The 14,476-nt window shown below is 50.9% G+C and carries 18 protein-coding genes and 1 riboswitch; of the genes, 10 read left to right on the top strand and 8 right to left on the bottom strand.

What is annotated here, in order from left to right; genetic code table 11:
• Nucleotides 1-172: 172 nt before the first annotated feature.
• From C7B82_RS22735 to C7B82_RS22715, 5 genes are all read left to right on the top strand, one after another.
• Nucleotides 173-667, top strand: coding sequence for a DUF309 domain-containing protein (locus tag C7B82_RS22735; protein ID WP_106258840.1), 495 nt, complete (start codon nt 173-175; stop codon nt 665-667).
• Between the two features lie 246 nt (nt 668-913).
• Nucleotides 914-1,501, top strand: a complete 588-nt coding sequence (locus tag C7B82_RS22730; protein WP_106258838.1) for an LptA/OstA family protein — start codon at nt 914-916, stop codon at nt 1,499-1,501.
• A gap of 75 nt (nt 1,502-1,576) precedes the next feature.
• Nucleotides 1,577-2,305, top strand: a complete 729-nt coding sequence (lptB, locus tag C7B82_RS22725) for an LPS export ABC transporter ATP-binding protein (RefSeq protein ID WP_106258837.1) — start codon at nt 1,577-1,579, stop codon at nt 2,303-2,305.
• A gap of 185 nt (nt 2,306-2,490) precedes the next feature.
• Nucleotides 2,491-3,678, top strand: coding sequence for an LptF/LptG family permease (locus C7B82_RS22720; RefSeq protein ID WP_281259031.1), 1,188 nt, complete (start codon nt 2,491-2,493; stop codon nt 3,676-3,678).
• A gap of 176 nt (nt 3,679-3,854) precedes the next feature.
• Complete coding sequence (locus tag C7B82_RS22715; protein ID WP_245940049.1) at nt 3,855-4,919, top strand: tRNA-dihydrouridine synthase family protein; 1,065 nt, start codon at nt 3,855-3,857, stop codon at nt 4,917-4,919.
• Between the two features lie 100 nt (nt 4,920-5,019).
• On the opposite strand, the gene C7B82_RS22710 is transcribed toward C7B82_RS22715, so the two are convergent.
• From C7B82_RS22710 to aroF, 3 genes are all read right to left on the bottom strand, one after another.
• Nucleotides 5,020-5,835 (bottom strand): trypsin-like peptidase domain-containing protein, encoded by an 816-nt coding sequence (locus C7B82_RS22710; protein WP_219904647.1) that lies wholly within the window; start codon nt 5,833-5,835, stop codon nt 5,020-5,022.
• A 223-nt stretch (nt 5,836-6,058) separates the two neighbouring features.
• Entirely contained in the window at nt 6,059-6,367 is a 309-nt protein-coding gene (locus C7B82_RS22705) for a hypothetical protein (protein ID WP_106258832.1), read from the bottom strand.
• A 176-nt stretch (nt 6,368-6,543) separates the two neighbouring features.
• Entirely contained in the window at nt 6,544-7,407 is an 864-nt protein-coding gene (aroF, locus tag C7B82_RS22700) for a 3-deoxy-7-phosphoheptulonate synthase (RefSeq protein ID WP_106258831.1), read from the bottom strand.
• A 497-nt stretch (nt 7,408-7,904) separates the two neighbouring features.
• On the opposite strand from aroF, the gene C7B82_RS35265 reads away from it, so the two are divergent.
• The 5 genes from C7B82_RS35265 (at nt 7,905) to C7B82_RS22675 (ending at nt 11,336) form a co-directional block, all read left to right on the top strand.
• Nucleotides 7,905-8,246, top strand: a complete 342-nt coding sequence (locus tag C7B82_RS35265; protein ID WP_245940048.1) for a hypothetical protein — start codon at nt 7,905-7,907, stop codon at nt 8,244-8,246.
• A 45-nt stretch (nt 8,247-8,291) separates the two neighbouring features.
• Nucleotides 8,292-8,495, top strand: a riboswitch (cobalamin riboswitch).
• Between the two features lie 22 nt (nt 8,496-8,517).
• Nucleotides 8,518-9,276: an energy-coupling factor ABC transporter permease gene (locus C7B82_RS22690; RefSeq protein ID WP_106258829.1), complete on the top strand. Its 759-nt coding sequence runs from the start codon at nt 8,518-8,520 to the stop codon at nt 9,274-9,276.
• Nucleotides 9,277-9,279: 3 nt separating this feature from the next.
• A complete protein-coding gene (locus C7B82_RS22685) occupies nt 9,280-9,579 on the top strand; it encodes an energy-coupling factor ABC transporter substrate-binding protein (protein WP_219904646.1) in 300 nt (99 codons plus the stop codon).
• A gap of 115 nt (nt 9,580-9,694) precedes the next feature.
• The gene (gene cbiQ, locus C7B82_RS22680) at nt 9,695-10,498 is read left to right on the top strand and encodes a cobalt ECF transporter T component CbiQ (RefSeq protein ID WP_106258826.1); all 804 of its coding nucleotides are present in this window, start codon (nt 9,695-9,697) and stop codon (nt 10,496-10,498) included.
• Nucleotides 10,482-11,336 carry an energy-coupling factor ABC transporter ATP-binding protein gene (locus tag C7B82_RS22675; RefSeq protein WP_106258825.1) on the top strand — a complete coding sequence of 285 codons (855 nt, stop codon included), beginning with the start codon at nt 10,482-10,484 and terminating at the stop codon, nt 11,334-11,336. Before cbiQ ends, C7B82_RS22675 begins: the two co-directional genes overlap by 17 nt.
• A gap of 239 nt (nt 11,337-11,575) precedes the next feature.
• Here the strand turns inward: C7B82_RS22675 and C7B82_RS22670 are convergent, their stop codons facing one another.
• The 5 genes from C7B82_RS22670 to C7B82_RS22650 form a co-directional block, all read right to left on the bottom strand.
• Nucleotides 11,576-11,986, bottom strand: a complete 411-nt coding sequence (locus tag C7B82_RS22670) for a VOC family protein (protein WP_106258823.1) — start codon at nt 11,984-11,986, stop codon at nt 11,576-11,578.
• Nucleotides 11,987-12,102: 116 nt separating this feature from the next.
• Complete coding sequence (locus C7B82_RS22665) at nt 12,103-12,501, bottom strand: cupin domain-containing protein (protein WP_106258822.1); 399 nt, start codon at nt 12,499-12,501, stop codon at nt 12,103-12,105.
• A 75-nt stretch (nt 12,502-12,576) separates the two neighbouring features.
• On the bottom strand, nt 12,577-13,059 hold the full coding sequence (locus C7B82_RS22660; protein WP_106258820.1) for a DUF1579 domain-containing protein: 483 nt from the start codon (nt 13,057-13,059) through the stop codon (nt 12,577-12,579).
• A gap of 60 nt (nt 13,060-13,119) precedes the next feature.
• Nucleotides 13,120-13,530 carry a VOC family protein gene (locus C7B82_RS22655; RefSeq protein ID WP_106258818.1) on the bottom strand — a complete coding sequence of 137 codons (411 nt, stop codon included), beginning with the start codon at nt 13,528-13,530 and terminating at the stop codon, nt 13,120-13,122.
• 369 nt (nt 13,531-13,899) lie between these two features.
• Nucleotides 13,900-14,376: an SRPBCC domain-containing protein gene (locus tag C7B82_RS22650; RefSeq protein ID WP_106258816.1), complete on the bottom strand. Its 477-nt coding sequence runs from the start codon at nt 14,374-14,376 to the stop codon at nt 13,900-13,902.
• Between the last annotated feature and the right edge of the window lie 100 nt (nt 14,377-14,476).

Genomic DNA, 14,476 nt, shown 5'->3' with positions numbered 1-14,476 from the left:
AGGGGCTGTGAGCCAATGAGCCATTAAGCGTCTGCTATCAGTGGTAAGTGTAGGATTCGCTACTGGTTTCTGTCGCTTGCTTCTCCGTACGAGCTGACTGGCTGCTTTTCCGAACCATGTGCTTACTTTTTGCCCTTAGCAAACATAGCGCCACAACAGTTGGATAGAGATCTTGAGCGAAGCATCACCAGATGAGACATTACCAGACGCCTTTTGGCAAGGGGTAAACCAATTCAACCAGCGAGAGTTTTATGCCTGTCATGACACTCTGGAAGCCTTGTGGATTGAAGCAACAGAGCCGGATAAAAAGTTCTATCAGGGTATTCTGCAAATAGCGGTTGCCCTCTATCATCTGGGTAATCAGAACTGGCGCGGTGCCGTGATCTTAATGGGCGAAGGCATGAGTCGTCTGCGTGGCTATCAGCCAGCCTACGCCGATATCGATATCGAGCATTTTTTGGCGCAGACGTTGCAATTATTCATAGTCCTTCAGCAAGCAGGCCCTGAGCAGGTCATGACTGTGATGCAACGGCTGGGTCTGCCGCTATTGCATGATGGCTCTGATGAGAATCATGCCAATAGGGGTTCAAACACCGCGATCAGCGCGCTAGAAACCGATTCGCTCCAGATCCTCGCGTTTCCAACGCTCCAAAAAGTGTCTGGTTAAGGTTGATGATAGCGAACACGCTTCCACGCAAAGACCCGATCGCACGGCAACTTCTCTTGCCCCTTACCAGTCATAGAACCCGTCACACTCCCCTTTTGCTTGTGATTTGAGTGCGATGCGGCGGCAGTCAGCAAGACAGTCTCCTTGTCAAATCCGCTTCAGTTCAGGCAGGATTGAGTAAACTACCTAAAGCATCTGTCAGCGTTGCACATCTATTTTTCGCTATCTCGCTGAGTTTCCTCCCCCATGAAGTCTCTTTTTCGTTCACTTGATGTCTCTTTAAAGCCGCTCAAACTAGCAGCCATCATCCCCTCTGCTTTGGCAACTGTGTTGTTGCTGGATAGTGCGGCGTCTCTTCTCCTGGCGCGCAACCCAGCGATCGCTCAAACTGAGGCGGGTCGCTCGCTGACGTTACGATCGGACGTGCAAGAAGCAAACTCCAAAACGGGCGTGATTACAGCGCGCGGTAATGTCCAGATTAACTATCCGGCGCGTCAAATTCAGGCAACGTCGGCTCAGGCTCAATACTTCAGCCGTGAACGCCGCATTGTGCTCAGTGGCAATGTTTATGTTTTGCAACAAGGCAACAGCCTTCGAGGCGAAACGGTGACGTACTTGATTGATGAAGGCAAATTTGTTGCGTTGCCGGATGCTCCGAAGCAGGTGGAGTCGATTTATCTCGTCCCAGAGGCTACGGCAGCACCCGCTCCGACTGCAAATTCTGCGCCATTTACGCCGCAACCACAGTTTACGCCAGCCGTGCCAGTCTTGCCGCGTAAGCAACCAGATCTCGCTCCGCCGCTCTCTAGCCCCTCGTCTCCTGGTTCACGCTGACACATCGCTCGCTGATACGCGATAAGATTGACGTCAGTTTTGTCGTTCTTGCACCACACAGCCAGGAGTGGACTGTTGAAGATTGCGCTTGAAAATGTTCATAAGTCCTATGGCGCACGGGTTGTTGTCAGTCGTGTCAGCCTATCTGTATCCCAGGGAGAAGTGGTGGGGTTGCTGGGGCCCAATGGTGCTGGCAAAACGACCACGTTTTATATTGCAACTGGTCTGGAGAAACCGAATCAGGGGCGCGTTTGGCTGAATGACACGGAAATTACGTCGCTCCCGCTGCATCGACGGGCGCGTTTGGGCATTGGTTATCTGGCACAAGAAGCCAGCATTTTTCGGTATTTGACGGTGCAGGAAAACATTCTCCTGGTTATGGAGCAGTCTAACGTGCCTCGGCAAGAGTGGCATGAACGACTCGGTTATTTGCTCAAAGAGTTCCGCCTGGAAAAAGTAGCCCACACCAAAGGGGCTCAGGTATCTGGCGGGGAGCGCCGGCGTACTGAATTAGCCAGGGCACTGGCAGCAGGGCGGAATGGGCCAAAGTTTTTGCTACTCGATGAGCCTTTTGCTGGTGTTGACCCGATCGCCGTTGCCGAAATTCAGCAAATTGTTGCGGCTCTGCGCGATCGCCAGATTGGTATCTTGATTACAGACCACAACGTCCGGGAAACGCTAGCCATTACCGATCGCTCTTACATTATGCGAGACGGACAAATTTTGGCTTCCGGTAGTTCTGAAGAGCTCTACAGCAATCAGCTTGTCCGGCAATATTATTTGGGAGACAGCTTTCAACCTTAGAGGCGATGAGGTGGAAGGGTTAAGAGAAGCAGAGGGGGCAAAAGAGATATTTTGAGTTAATTCTGACTTTTGTCTTTTTACCTGACTTTGACTCAGTTCTGCTGACTTTACTCCCCCTTCTACCTCCCCTGCGCGTTCGCCTCCCCAGTCCCTCTGATCAACCCACTTCCACATCTCCTTCCTCTATGTCTTCAGTCTCCACAGCACCGCTGCCGCCTTTAAGACCCTTCAGTTGGCTCACAGCTATTTTTTCGGTGATGGATCGCTATATCGCCAGCGAACTAATCATGCCGTTTCTTTTTGGGGTCGGTGCCTTTTCATCCATTGGCGTAGCGATCGGCGTGCTGTTTGACTTGGTGCGGCGGGTTACAGAAGCGGGTCTGCCGGTTTCGATCGCGGCTCAGGTTTTTCTGCTCAAGCTGCCCTACTTCATCGGGCTTTCGTTTCCAATGTCGATGCTGTTGTCATGCCTGACCGTGTATGGTCGTCTTTCTAGTGATAGTGAGCTGATCGCGTTACGAAGCTGTGGCGTGAGCATTTATCGCCTGATTGCGCCCGCGATCGTGATGGGATTGATTGTGACTGGCATTACATTTGCCTTTAACGAAGCGGTGGTTCCTGCTGCCAATCGACAGGCATCCGAAACGCTCGATCGAGCCCTCAACAAAAAGGAACCATCGTTCCGGGAACAAAATATTCTGTATCAAGAATTTAACGATTTCAAGCAGCCAAACGGCGATCGTGAAAAAGCGTTATCCCGCATTTTCTATGCCAAACAGTTCGATGGCAAACGCATGAAAGGTTTGACCATTCTTGATTTTTCTCAGAATGGCTTGAACCAGATTGTAGCCTCTGAATCGGCTCTCTGGAATACTGACCAGAAAACCTGGGATTTCTTCAATGGCACCATTTACGTCGTGGCGCCTGATGGTTCCTACCGAAACATCATCCGTTTTGAGCAACAGCAGATTCAACTGCCACGTACACCGCTCGATATTGCTCAGACATCGCTTGACCCCAGCGAAATGAATATTGCTCAAATCCGAGATTACTTGAGCCTGATCAGTCAAACGGGTAACCAAAAAGAAACTCGTAAGCTCACGCTACGGATTGATCAAAAAATGGCGTTCCCTTTCGCCTGTTTGGTCTTTGGGCTAGTGGGTGCCACTCTGGGCACGCAGCCTCGTCGCGGCGTTGGTCGTGGCACCAGCTTTGGGATCAGCCTGGTGTTGATTGTGTCTTACTACCTCTTCATTAGTATTTGTGAAGCCCTTTACCAGTTTGATATTCTCTCCTCCTTTTTGGCAGGCTGGTTGCCTACGCTGATTGGGCTCGTGTTTGGTGGTGCCTTGCTGGTGCGGATTAATCGGTAAGGTGTTTTATTCACCTGAGGGACGACGGGTTGCCTATCTCTGAAGATACAAGGGACGTTACCTGTAACGTCCCTGCATAAAGAGGTGGAGGCAAGGGGAATCGATTACTGCTAGGATGACTCAGTCTACCTAGTGTCTCTCGTTTAGACCCCTCGGCACTTCAACTGACCGCGCCAATGCCACCCGTTCACCGCCTGCCTCCACCGATCGCTTCAGGGCTCCCGTTCACGGCGCTTGCGCCCATGCAAGACGTGACGGATCTCCGTTTTATGCGTGTGATCGCTCACTATGGCAGCCCCGACTACTTCTTTACGGAATATTTTCGCGTTTATGCCAATTCGGGGCTGCATAAAAACATTCTGCGATCGATTACAGAGAACACGTCTGGTCGCCCTGTTTTTGCGCAACTTATCGGCGAGAGCATTCCCGACCTGATGCGTGTGGCTGGTGAACTGAGCCGTTATCCGATCGCGGGCATCGACCTGAATCTAGGCTGCCCTGCGCCTCGCATTTATCGCAAAAATGTGGGTGGCGGACTCTTGCGCGATCCTGACAAGCTCAACAGTATGTTGGGCGAGTTGCGCCAGGCCGTAAACGGACGCTTCACCGTCAAAATGCGGGTTGGCTTTGATGACACTGCCAACTTCGATCGGATTCTTGACCTCATCAACCGGCACAATATCGACTTGCTGAGCTTGCATGGTCGCACGGTGAAGGAGATGTACCATAGCGACGTGCATTACGACTTGATCGCTCATGCGGTGCAACGGGTGCAGTGTCCCGTTTTAGCCAATGGTAATGTCACGTCTGCCGTTGCCGCTGCGGCTGTTCTGTCTCAAACGGAAGCCGCCGGCGTCATGATCGGTCGTGCCGCGATCCGCAACCCCTGGATTTTTCAGCAAACTCGCCAACACTTGAGCGGTCAACCCGTTTCAAATATCATGCTACCTGCGGTGCGCGACTATATTGAACGCCTGCGTTGTGCGACAGCTATGCCGTCCATACCAGAACGTGCGCGCGTCAGCCACATGAAGATGTATCTCAACTACATTGGTCAGGGAGTGGATGCGACGGGTGCCTTTTTAAGCGATATGCGACAAGCTCGTACAGAAGCAGAACTGTTTGGCGCATGCGATCGTCACCTCCTCAGCGAACCAGACCAACCCTTTGCCGTTGAACCGTACCCAGGGCAGGCAGCTCGCCCTAATCGTGAAACCGCTCATGTTTTAGAAGCGTGTTAGAGCATAGCTTTCTAGCTATCAGCCATCAGCTATCAGCTATCAGCTTTTCTCTAAAGGCTGACCGCTGACCGCCCATTTAAAGACACAGTTTCTTGCCGACCTACAACAAAATCAGACCCTGACGAGCGCCTAAAATAACGGCTTCTGTACAACTAGACGCATGGAACTTGCTGAAGATCGAGCGAATGTGAAACTTGACCGTATGCTCAGAAAGGGTTAAGCGACGGGCGATCGCTTTGTTGCCCAAACCTTCTGCCAGCATGCCCAGCCCCAGGAAGCCCCGCTCAGAACTGCCACCTTGCAGAAGGCGATCGACCACTCGATCGACAGTAGAAGCAGGAATGGTCAATGCCATGTGACGGGGGCCAGCTGTGTTGACGCCTACAATCTGCCCTTGCGTATTCACGAGCGCACTTCCTGAAAAGCCTGGATAGAGTGTTACAGACGGACGAATGAACTGATCAATGCGTCCACCATGCCAGCTTCGCCAAGTGCCGCCAATGGCACTAATTACCCCCATACTGGCACTGACGCCGCTATCACCACTACGCGCGATTGCCAGCACCAGATGCCCCACTTTTAGCGTTGAATCCCCGATCGCTGCCACCTCCAAGGAAGCGACTGCCTGTGCCTCATCACTCAGTCTCAACACGGCTAGATCAGTGACAGCATCGCGGCCGACCAGGGTTGCTGGTAAGGTGCGATCGTCTGGCAAAGTTACAGCCATCTCATCATCGCGACCGATCGTATGTTCAGCCGTGACGACAATCCCCTGTCGCCAATAAACGCCACTGGACGATCGCCGTCGTCTACCATTGACGGAAACAATCGATGTACCTGTCTGTTCCACGATCGCTGCGAGGTCATTCGAAAGCGCCAGTAACGGGCTCATCCCCTCAGATAAGACATTGGTCATATTTATTCTCCATTTCATTCAGCGGTCAGCCGTCAGCCATGAGTGCTTTGTGCTTCAATGCTGTTGCCAAGCTGTTGCCAAGCAAAAACGGTTCGCTCACTGGCTTTTGGCTATCACCGCCTGTCTTTAGAATGCAACGATCGTCAACAAAGTGACATCGACGAAATGGGGAGTGAGCACCTAGAAAAATGGTTAGGATCGTGGATTAACTGAACCACGACCCTTAGTATTCAAACAAAAAGGTATTGAAGTCCTCTGGCTTTGCTGGCGGCTGGACGATCGCCTTCCCCAAGGGCACCCCATCACGCAACTGATGAGCCGTGATCTCAAGCTTTGCCACTTCGCTGTTTAAGACTTCCAGGCGTTTTTCAACGCGATCGCGCCGCTCACTGAGTGATTCCAATTCTTTCTGTAAGCGTGTCCGCTCGTTCACTAGCTTATAGATGTCCAGATAAGCAGCGGCCTCAGTTTTTTGGCGAGGCATCGTGCTGATTTGAGGGCGAATCTGACCTTGTGAGAGTTGAGGGCGCATAAGAAAACCAGTGGAGTTAGCTTAGTGTGCCCGGTTTTTCTGCACTCGAACATCTACGGCAGCGTTCAGGCATGGCCTACATTAGCGCTGCTGGGCTCAAAACCCCGTTTCTTGTAGATACTTGCAGAGGCATACGCTGCTCCAGAAAACCGGTTGCTTGTTCAAGCACCCTCGCTTTAAACCGTAACCAACTGCTTTGGCTCCGCAAGACTATCCTTGCTCAAGGTGCGTCCCACTGCCCGTGCGATCGGCTCCAGGCTATGCACTAGAGCCACCATTGCCTCTAACGAAAGAGCCTGGCGCGCGTCCGATACAGACTGGTCAGGCTCAGGGTGGCATTCAACAATCAAGCCATCGGCTCCACAGGCAACAGCGGCTCTTGCGAGATCGGCAACCAGTTCGCGCTTACCCGCTGCGTGGCTGGGATCTACGATGACAGGCAAATGGGTTAACTGACGCAAGGCGATAACTGCCCCCAGATCCAGTACATTGCGGGTGTAGGTGTCGAAGCTCCGAATGCCGCGTTCGCACAGCACCACATGGGGATTACCATGCGCCATGATGTATTCTGCTGCCATCACGAATTCTTCAATAGTGGCTGAGAGTCCCCGTTTTAGCAACACGGGCTTGCCTGCTTGCCCCAACGCTTTCAGCAATTCGAAGTTTTGCATATTGCGACTGCCAATCTGGAGCATATCGGCATAGGCCGCAACCGGTGCCATTTGGGCGATCGACATCACCTCTGTCACCACAGGCATTCCGTAGCGCGATCGTGCCTCTGCCAGAATGCGCAGCCCCTCCACACCCATCCCCTGAAACGCATAGGGAGAGGTGCGTGGTTTGTACACACCGCCTCGCAGAGCATGAATGGGAGCCGTTGCTAACTGACTGGCGACTTGCTCCATTTGCTCAGCGCTTTCCACCGTACAGGGGCCACCGATTACGATAACAGTACTGCCACCGATCGCCACCTGTTCAGACAGTTGTACAACGGTGCGATGGTTGGCATGAGACTTCTTGACTAACCGGGCATCTAACATGAGACTACTCCTAAAGTTTGATGATGTGATTGCAAACAAAAAGCCCGGAACCTCTAGGTTCCGGGCTGTACGAACGAAGGCGCAACAGACTTTACCCGGAACAGTGCCTGGTCCAAAAGTAAAAGCCGTAAAACCAACTCATTGACGATGCCATTGCTTTTTTCGGTCTCTCTTTCTGCTTTCTCACAAGAACTTAAAACGAAAAAACCGCAGAGTTGTCTCTGCGGTTCACCTGGACGCGTTCATCAAGAACGGTCGTCACTCCAGGTGAACCGATGGATACCAAAAATAAAAGAAAAAGCTAGCGCTCGCCATTTGCCAAGACCTGCTGAGATAGTTGAGAGATTGCTCTCGATTCTTTGAAGCTAACAGAGGCTTCAGGTTGAGTCAAGTACCCGATCGGACGAGATGGGTAGTCTTATAACTATGGCTAACTACAAAATGCCGCGCCTGCACACAATGCAGAAGTCATTGAGAATTGTCACAAGATTGCCTTAATGATTGATGGAATGAAGGTTGGATTGCCGGGGATGGATCTGGTGATTTTTCTGGAATATTCCACTCACGGCATCATGTATGACGCCAAAGAAATGATGGAAACAGCGGCAACAATCCCCGGTGAAGAACCTTTTCGGTTATTGCGTACGTTCATTGCACGTTTGTTTGATTCACCAGTCGAGGTTCCACTCATTAAAGCAGCCTCGACTGAGGCCGCGTTCACTCCCATCCATCTGGAAGCGCCGATTGCCAGCAAGCAGCGTCACTCTACCTCAGACAAGGAAAAACCAAGGAGCACTATGCACTTCAAATGCGGCAAAAACTTCAGCCGTAACATCTGAGGCAGAACTCCCTTGCAAACGTTTCTAAGATCTTACTAATCATGTATGCTGAGTCCACGACTCGGTTCTGACGGGGAGCAACCGTCGGAGGTAACAGGGAAAGTGTAGTGCGATTCTACCGCTGTCCCGCAACTGTGAAAAAAGTTTTGAGTTTTGAGTTTTGAGCTTTGAGTTAGTCCAACTCGAAGGTTAGAAACGAACACTTAACACTCTTTAAGTCAGAACGCCTGCCGAATTGCCCTACAACATCGTCTTATCTGCGAGGTACAGGATGAAGACACGCTATCGGAAATGGGTCAACCTGGGATTAATGGCTGGCTTGAGTTGCTATTTGCTGTTGGGTTCCGCTACGCCTGCGTCTGCAATGCACATTGCAGAAGGCTTTTTGCCTGTGCAGTGGGCAGTGTTTTGGTGGGCGGTATCACTACCGTTTTTTCTGGTGGGGCTGCGATCGCTCACCCGCATTACAAAACAAAATCCTGAATTAAAGCTTTTGTTGGCATTGGCAGGTGCCTTCACCTTTGTCCTCTCTGCTTTAAAGATTCCATCGGTCACTGGCAGTTGTTCACATCCCACAGGCACTGGGCTAGGCACAATTCTGTTTGGTCCATTGACAATGACGGTATTGGGTAGCCTGGTGTTGGTGTTCCAGGCCGTTCTACTCGCGCATGGTGGCATTACGACGTTGGGTGCAAACGTGTTTTCCATGGCGATCGTCGGCCCACTGGTTGCCTATGTGGTTTACAAAACAGTGATGAAAACAGGCAAGCAAAAGCTGGCAGTGTTTCTGGCTGCCACATTGGAAGATTTGCTGACTTATCTGATGACCGCTGTACAACTGGCCTTGGCCTTTCCGGCTGTGCAGGGTGGCTTTATTGCCTCATTCATTAAGTTTGCAGGCATTTTTGCTATCACTCAACTGCCCTTAGCCATTAGTGAAGGATTGCTGACCGTGTTGGTTTGGGGCTGGCTGCAACAATATGGCAAACAGGAATTGCAAACACTCAAGCTTTTGGAACAGGAGTCGTAAATGATGCCTAAACGATGCGGTAACTGGTTGTTAGTGATTGGGGTTTTGGTTCTAGCCTTTGGACCGCTGTTGGTACTCCAGGGCAGACAGTTTGGTGCTACCGATGGCAATTTTGTCTCCGCGATCGAGAACGATCATCCAAACTATAAACCCTGGTTTGAACCCATCATTAAAGATTCTGGCCCTGAAGTGCAAACGTTCTTATTCGCGGCTCAAGCGGGTGTGGGTGCAGGCGTGACGGGTTACATTCTGGGATTGTACAAAGGGCGATCGGAGAAACGCAAAAAAGACGAGCAAGGTTGAGCCATGCAGCAACATATTCAAAAAGCCCATCCTTGCAAGGACACGTTGCCAGCACCTGAAATCGACCCTACGTAGGGGCGTTCCATGGAACGCCCCTACCATTACAAAATGGTTCATGACTTTGCAAATCGATACGTTGGCATACACCAATCGCCTGCGGCAACTGCCACCCGAACATAAGCTGCTGTTTGCGATCGCCCTTTTACTACTCACCTACTGTACCCGTGCGCCCATCCAGCTTGCGATCGCCGTTTGGCTCAGCGTTTGGACCGTCATCTATGCCAAAATTCCGGCTCCCATCTACTTTCGCCTGCTTTCCATCCCCATTGGTTTTTGGTTGACTAGTTTGCCTGCCTTGATCATCAGTGGCGTCGGTCTAGCCAACCTCTCGTCAGTGCAGGCGGATGTGTGGCAAGGGGCTCCCTGGGGCAGTTACTACTTGTATTTCAGTCATCACGGTATCCATCAAGCTGGGGAGTTGGCTGCACGGGCGATCGCCTCAACTGCCTGCATCTACTTCATCATCCTCACCGTTCCCTTTACCGAAATTTTGGACGTGCTTCGTCGCTTAGGCTGTCCAACGTTGCTCATAGAATTGCTGCTGTTGATGTATCGCTTTATTTTTGTGCTGCTGCGCACTGCCAGTGAACTTTGGACGGCACAGCAATCACGCTGTGGCTACCGCACCTGGCGGCTTTGGATGAAAAGCCTGGGTCTTTTGGTTGGGCAGTTGTTGCGGCGAACGCTAGAAAACTACCGCCAGGTATCGCTTGCCCTCGAATCGCGTGGCTTTACGGGCGACTTTCGCGTTTGTCATTCCCGCCGCTATCAACCATCCAGGCGTTACAGTTTAGAGGCTTTCTTTGGCTGCGCGTTCTTAGCGGCACTAGCAGGGTGGCAATATGCTGTTGGCCTTTGAGCACATTGACTATACCTATCCTGGCAGCCCTCAGCCTGCCGTTCAGAACCTGACGCTGCGCCTTCCCGCTGGCAAACGCTGTGTGCTGCTGGGTCACAATGGTTGCGGTAAAACAACGCTATTCTTGCTGGCTAATGGCCTCTACAAACCTCAACGGGGCGTTATCCGCTGGCAAGGGGCACCCTTGCAGTACGATCGCGCCTCATTAATGGCGTTGCGTCAGCACGTGGGATTAGTGTTTCAAGACCCAGAGCAACAGCTGGTAGCATCTTCGGTAGAAGAAGATATTTCCTACGGACTGTGTAATTTAGGCTTACCGGATGCCGAAGTCAATCGAAAGGTCAGTGAGGCGATCGCTCATTTCAACCTGTCTGAACTGGCATCACGCCCAGTGCATCACCTGAGTTTAGGACAAAAGAAGCGCGTCTCTCTGGCTGATGTGATGGTGCTCCAGCCCAAACTATTGCTTCTGGATGAGCCAACTGCCTATCTCGATCGACTCCATACCCGTGACCTGATGGCAAAGTTGCACCAAATTCAAGCCGCAGGAACCACGATCGCGCTATCAACGCACGACCTGGATTTGGCCTACTGCTGGGCCGACTGGATTTTCGTGCTCAATGAAGGACAACTCGTGTTGGAAGGAACCCCTCAAGACGTCTTCGCCCAACGAGAAACCTTAGAACAAATCCATCTGGGAGTGCCCCTGGTTTTTGATGTCTTGGATAAAGTTGCAGACGCGTTGTCCAAGGATTCCCAAACAACAGAAGAGTCGGCGAGGCATGGTCTACCAGAAACATTGCGACAACGCATTTTAGATTCATTTAGAGCTGGCTAAAAAACGAATCAGTGACTCAGATTTTGGACTTGTTAAAAAGTAACTGCATACGTTTGGATGAGCGATCAGCGATCAGCGATCAGCTTTTTTCTGATAGCTGATCGCTACAGTCCATGACATTATTTCTTTACAGTCTCTTTAGTGTGGCTGTTTGAGGCGTCAATCAACTGGTATCACAGGCTTACTCTGGTGCCATTTGTTGGCTGATATGGCCTCAACAGCCGACATAACGGCATAAACTACGTCTCCTCCCAATGAGACGCTTCAATTTTGTGACCATCTGGATCACGCACAAAACACCCATAGTACGGTTCACCATAGTCTGGTCTACCGCCTGGTGTGCCTTCGTTTATGCCACCCGCCGCTAATGCTGCCTCATAAAACGCATGCACTGCCTCTTTGGTAGGCGCGATGAAGCCAATATGGGTACCGTTGCCAACGGTGGCCGTTTGACCGTCGAGCGGCATACAAACCCAAAACTCTGGATACTGCTTGCCATAGGCGACGGTTCCGGGATGTTCCATGATGCGCTTACAGCCCAGCGTGGGTAAGACACGATCGTAGAAGGCAACGGCTTGCTCAAAATTATTCGTACCAATAGAAATGTGGGAAAGAATGCTGGGATTAGCATCAATAGTCACGTCTGACATCTTTGAACCCTCTATCTGATGGACTAAAATCTGGGTCAAAATCAACACGCGTGTAAGTTCACATTTGAATCAAAAAACGGCTATACCAAGAGACGGTAGAGTGCCATGCAACAGGGTTAAAGCGGTCGATTCTGGGTGCCTTCACCGGGAGTAATAAACAGCATGGAGCAGGGCGTATGCACTTTGGCAGTATGCCATATACCCTGTGGTATAAGGGTGTACGAACCTGGGGTACTCAGTCGAACCGTCTTTTCGGCTCCCACTTGCTCCAGAATCAAATCGACCTGTCCAGACAGCAAACAAACAAATTCATCTCCGGCTGGATGCATTTCCCAAGTGTCCCAGTCTTGATGAAACGTAAAGTGTGAAAGGAGTCTCTTGCCCTTGAAGTCACCAAATTTGTGCTCAAGCGCTTCAAAAAAGCGATCACTCACTGCTACTGGAATGGCGCTACCATCGTCACCAAGCACGACATAGGTGGAACTGAGACTAAAGCAATCGACTTCATGTGTCATGAGCTTAGCTCCGAGCGATAGTATGTCATCAACTTCAGCCTCCTATGTTCCACACTCTTTAGCTTTGGCCTGTCACTATGGCTGCCGCCAATAGTTTGCCGTCATAAACCCCTGCCATTGACCGTCATCGCCCAGCACATGAGACGTTAGCACGCGATGATCGTCACTCTTAAATTCGATCACATCTTTGTACGTCACCATCTTTCCATCATCAGCCATGCTGGGTCCTTCGGTGGTAAGTGTCAAAACCCTTTTTGTCGAGTCTAGCTCACCGTTATAGACCCAGAGATAGGTCATCATCGACCCAATCCATGTGCCGACGTATAATTCTTTTTGTGGGTCATAGCCCAGAGTTACTAAGGTGGTCACGGTACCGCAACCGGGCATCTCGCCTTGTCCTTCGCCTAAAATCCAGAGTCCATCCAGCGATCGCACACTCTCAGTTCCTGTAGATTTTTCAGGTGGTTGATCCGGTCCCATCTTCGCCTCGGTCTCATACGTCCACTCACCAACGAGCTTCTGCAACCATTGATGTTCGCTCTGTAGTTCGGGTTTCATGGTTAACTCCTGTTGTTTTAACGTTTCTAGCAGCAGTTGGCGATTTAGTACATCGAACGGTTAAGCGGCTTTGTCGCAGTTGACCATCCAGGGAATGCCAAATTGATCGACGAGCATCCCAAAACGGGCAGCCCAAAAGGTTTCTTGGATCGGCATCCGTATCGCTCCGTTCTTGGCTAAGGCATGAAATAGACGCTCTGCTTCGACTGGATCGTTAATATTGATCGACACAGAAAAGCCTTTGGTTTCTTCGTAAAGCTCAGGTGGACTGTCAGAACCCATCAGCTCTTGGTCGCCCACAACCAGGTTGGCATGCATAATTTTGTCGCGCAATTCTGGTGACATTTCCTCTGCCACGGGCGACCCCCCGTAGGTCATCATTGCTTCGATTTTGCCACCCAGACACTGCTCATAGAACTTAAACGCTTTTTCACATTGTCCGTTGAACATCAAGTAAGAATTCAATTTCATGCTGTACTCCTTGGATCATTGATTGAGAGATGCGATCGCGTGAAGTGATATCTCTCGCCATCAGATATAGTTCAATTGTACTAATTTTACCATATATGTTGACCCATGAAATTCAACTTCAGCAGGATGCCCTAATTAAGTTGCGGTGTCTGCCACTAAGCGTATTTGAGAGGCATATACGACAGTGAGAGGAAAAGATGGATGCGGGTAAAATTGGTCGTTCACTAACTTTACCTTGCTCCAGTAGAACCTCATCAAAGCGAATCAATCAGGAGTGATGTGAGAAGGGATGCCAAACCCATCTGTTCTCACACCTCAACCGTTCTCACAACGCTGATGACATCACATGTTCTCCTACAAACCCGAGACTTAATCAACCGTTGCCAGATACGCTTCAAGACAATCCAAGCATTCAGACCAGCCCGATCGATGTGCATCACGTCCTTCAACGGACTCAAAGAGCGCTTGATGGAATGTCAGCGTTGTCTTGGCATCACGGTCTGTGAATGTTACCGTCACGATCGTTGTATGACCAGACTTACCGTCTTCGTCCTCCCACGCATGGGTAAAGACAAGGCGTTCTGGCTCGACAATCTCGCGATAGATGCCCTGCACCCAGTAGTCTTTACCTTCCGGCGATCGCAGGCAGGTGCGCCAAGCACCACCCGGCCGGAAGTCTGCCTCGGCGAACGGGATTGTGAAATTGCGTGGCGCACACCAGTGCATCAGGTGCTCACGCTCTGTCCAAACCTTGAATAAGAGGCTGCGTGGTGCATCAAATACACGTGTGATCACAAGCTCCTGATCTAATGATCGAGTCGCCACATCATTGGTTGTTGGGTTCATTTGCTTTCTCCCAAATTGCAGTACAGATTCATACCGGATATGCAGCAAGGCTATCCAGAGCTTCAATCATGGTTGTTCGTAGGCACGCACCAACGTGTCA

Origin of the sequence: Stenomitos frigidus ULC18 (genome assembly GCF_003003795.1) — a bacterium.
Classification (GTDB): domain Bacteria; phylum Cyanobacteriota; class Cyanobacteriia; order Leptolyngbyales; family Leptolyngbyaceae; genus Stenomitos; species Stenomitos frigidus_A.
This window is presented reverse-complemented; position numbering and strand designations above follow the sequence as displayed.

What these genes read in the sequence shown, in the direction of transcription:
- C7B82_RS22670 (WP_106258823.1), bottom strand. Translation starts at nt 11,986, where the DNA reads ATGTCAGACGTGACTATTGATGCTAATCCCAGCATTCTTTCCCACATT.
- C7B82_RS22705 (WP_106258832.1), bottom strand. Translation starts at nt 6,367, where the DNA reads ATGCGCCCTCAACTCTCACAAGGTCAGATTCGCCCTCAAATCAGCACG.
- C7B82_RS22730 (WP_106258838.1), top strand. Translation starts at nt 914, where the DNA reads ATGAAGTCTCTTTTTCGTTCACTTGATGTCTCTTTAAAGCCGCTCAAA.
- C7B82_RS22665 (WP_106258822.1), bottom strand. Translation starts at nt 12,501, where the DNA reads ATGACACATGAAGTCGATTGCTTTAGTCTCAGTTCCACCTATGTCGTG.
- C7B82_RS35265 (WP_245940048.1), top strand. Translation starts at nt 7,905, where the DNA reads ATGATTGATGGAATGAAGGTTGGATTGCCGGGGATGGATCTGGTGATT.
- C7B82_RS22685 (WP_219904646.1), top strand. Translation starts at nt 9,280, where the DNA reads ATGCCTAAACGATGCGGTAACTGGTTGTTAGTGATTGGGGTTTTGGTT.
- C7B82_RS22660 (WP_106258820.1), bottom strand. Translation starts at nt 13,059, where the DNA reads ATGAAACCCGAACTACAGAGCGAACATCAATGGTTGCAGAAGCTCGTT.
- cbiQ (WP_106258826.1), top strand. Translation starts at nt 9,695, where the DNA reads ATGACTTTGCAAATCGATACGTTGGCATACACCAATCGCCTGCGGCAA.
- aroF (WP_106258831.1), bottom strand. Translation starts at nt 7,407, where the DNA reads ATGTTAGATGCCCGGTTAGTCAAGAAGTCTCATGCCAACCATCGCACC.
- C7B82_RS22720 (WP_281259031.1), top strand. Translation starts at nt 2,491, where the DNA reads ATGTCTTCAGTCTCCACAGCACCGCTGCCGCCTTTAAGACCCTTCAGT.
- C7B82_RS22715 (WP_245940049.1), top strand. Translation starts at nt 3,855, where the DNA reads ATGCCACCCGTTCACCGCCTGCCTCCACCGATCGCTTCAGGGCTCCCG.
- C7B82_RS22650 (WP_106258816.1), bottom strand. Translation starts at nt 14,376, where the DNA reads ATGAACCCAACAACCAATGATGTGGCGACTCGATCATTAGATCAGGAG.
- C7B82_RS22690 (WP_106258829.1), top strand. Translation starts at nt 8,518, where the DNA reads ATGAAGACACGCTATCGGAAATGGGTCAACCTGGGATTAATGGCTGGC.
- C7B82_RS22675 (WP_106258825.1), top strand. Translation starts at nt 10,482, where the DNA reads ATGCTGTTGGCCTTTGAGCACATTGACTATACCTATCCTGGCAGCCCT.
- C7B82_RS22655 (WP_106258818.1), bottom strand. Translation starts at nt 13,530, where the DNA reads ATGAAATTGAATTCTTACTTGATGTTCAACGGACAATGTGAAAAAGCG.
- C7B82_RS22710 (WP_219904647.1), bottom strand. Translation starts at nt 5,835, where the DNA reads ATGACCAATGTCTTATCTGAGGGGATGAGCCCGTTACTGGCGCTTTCG.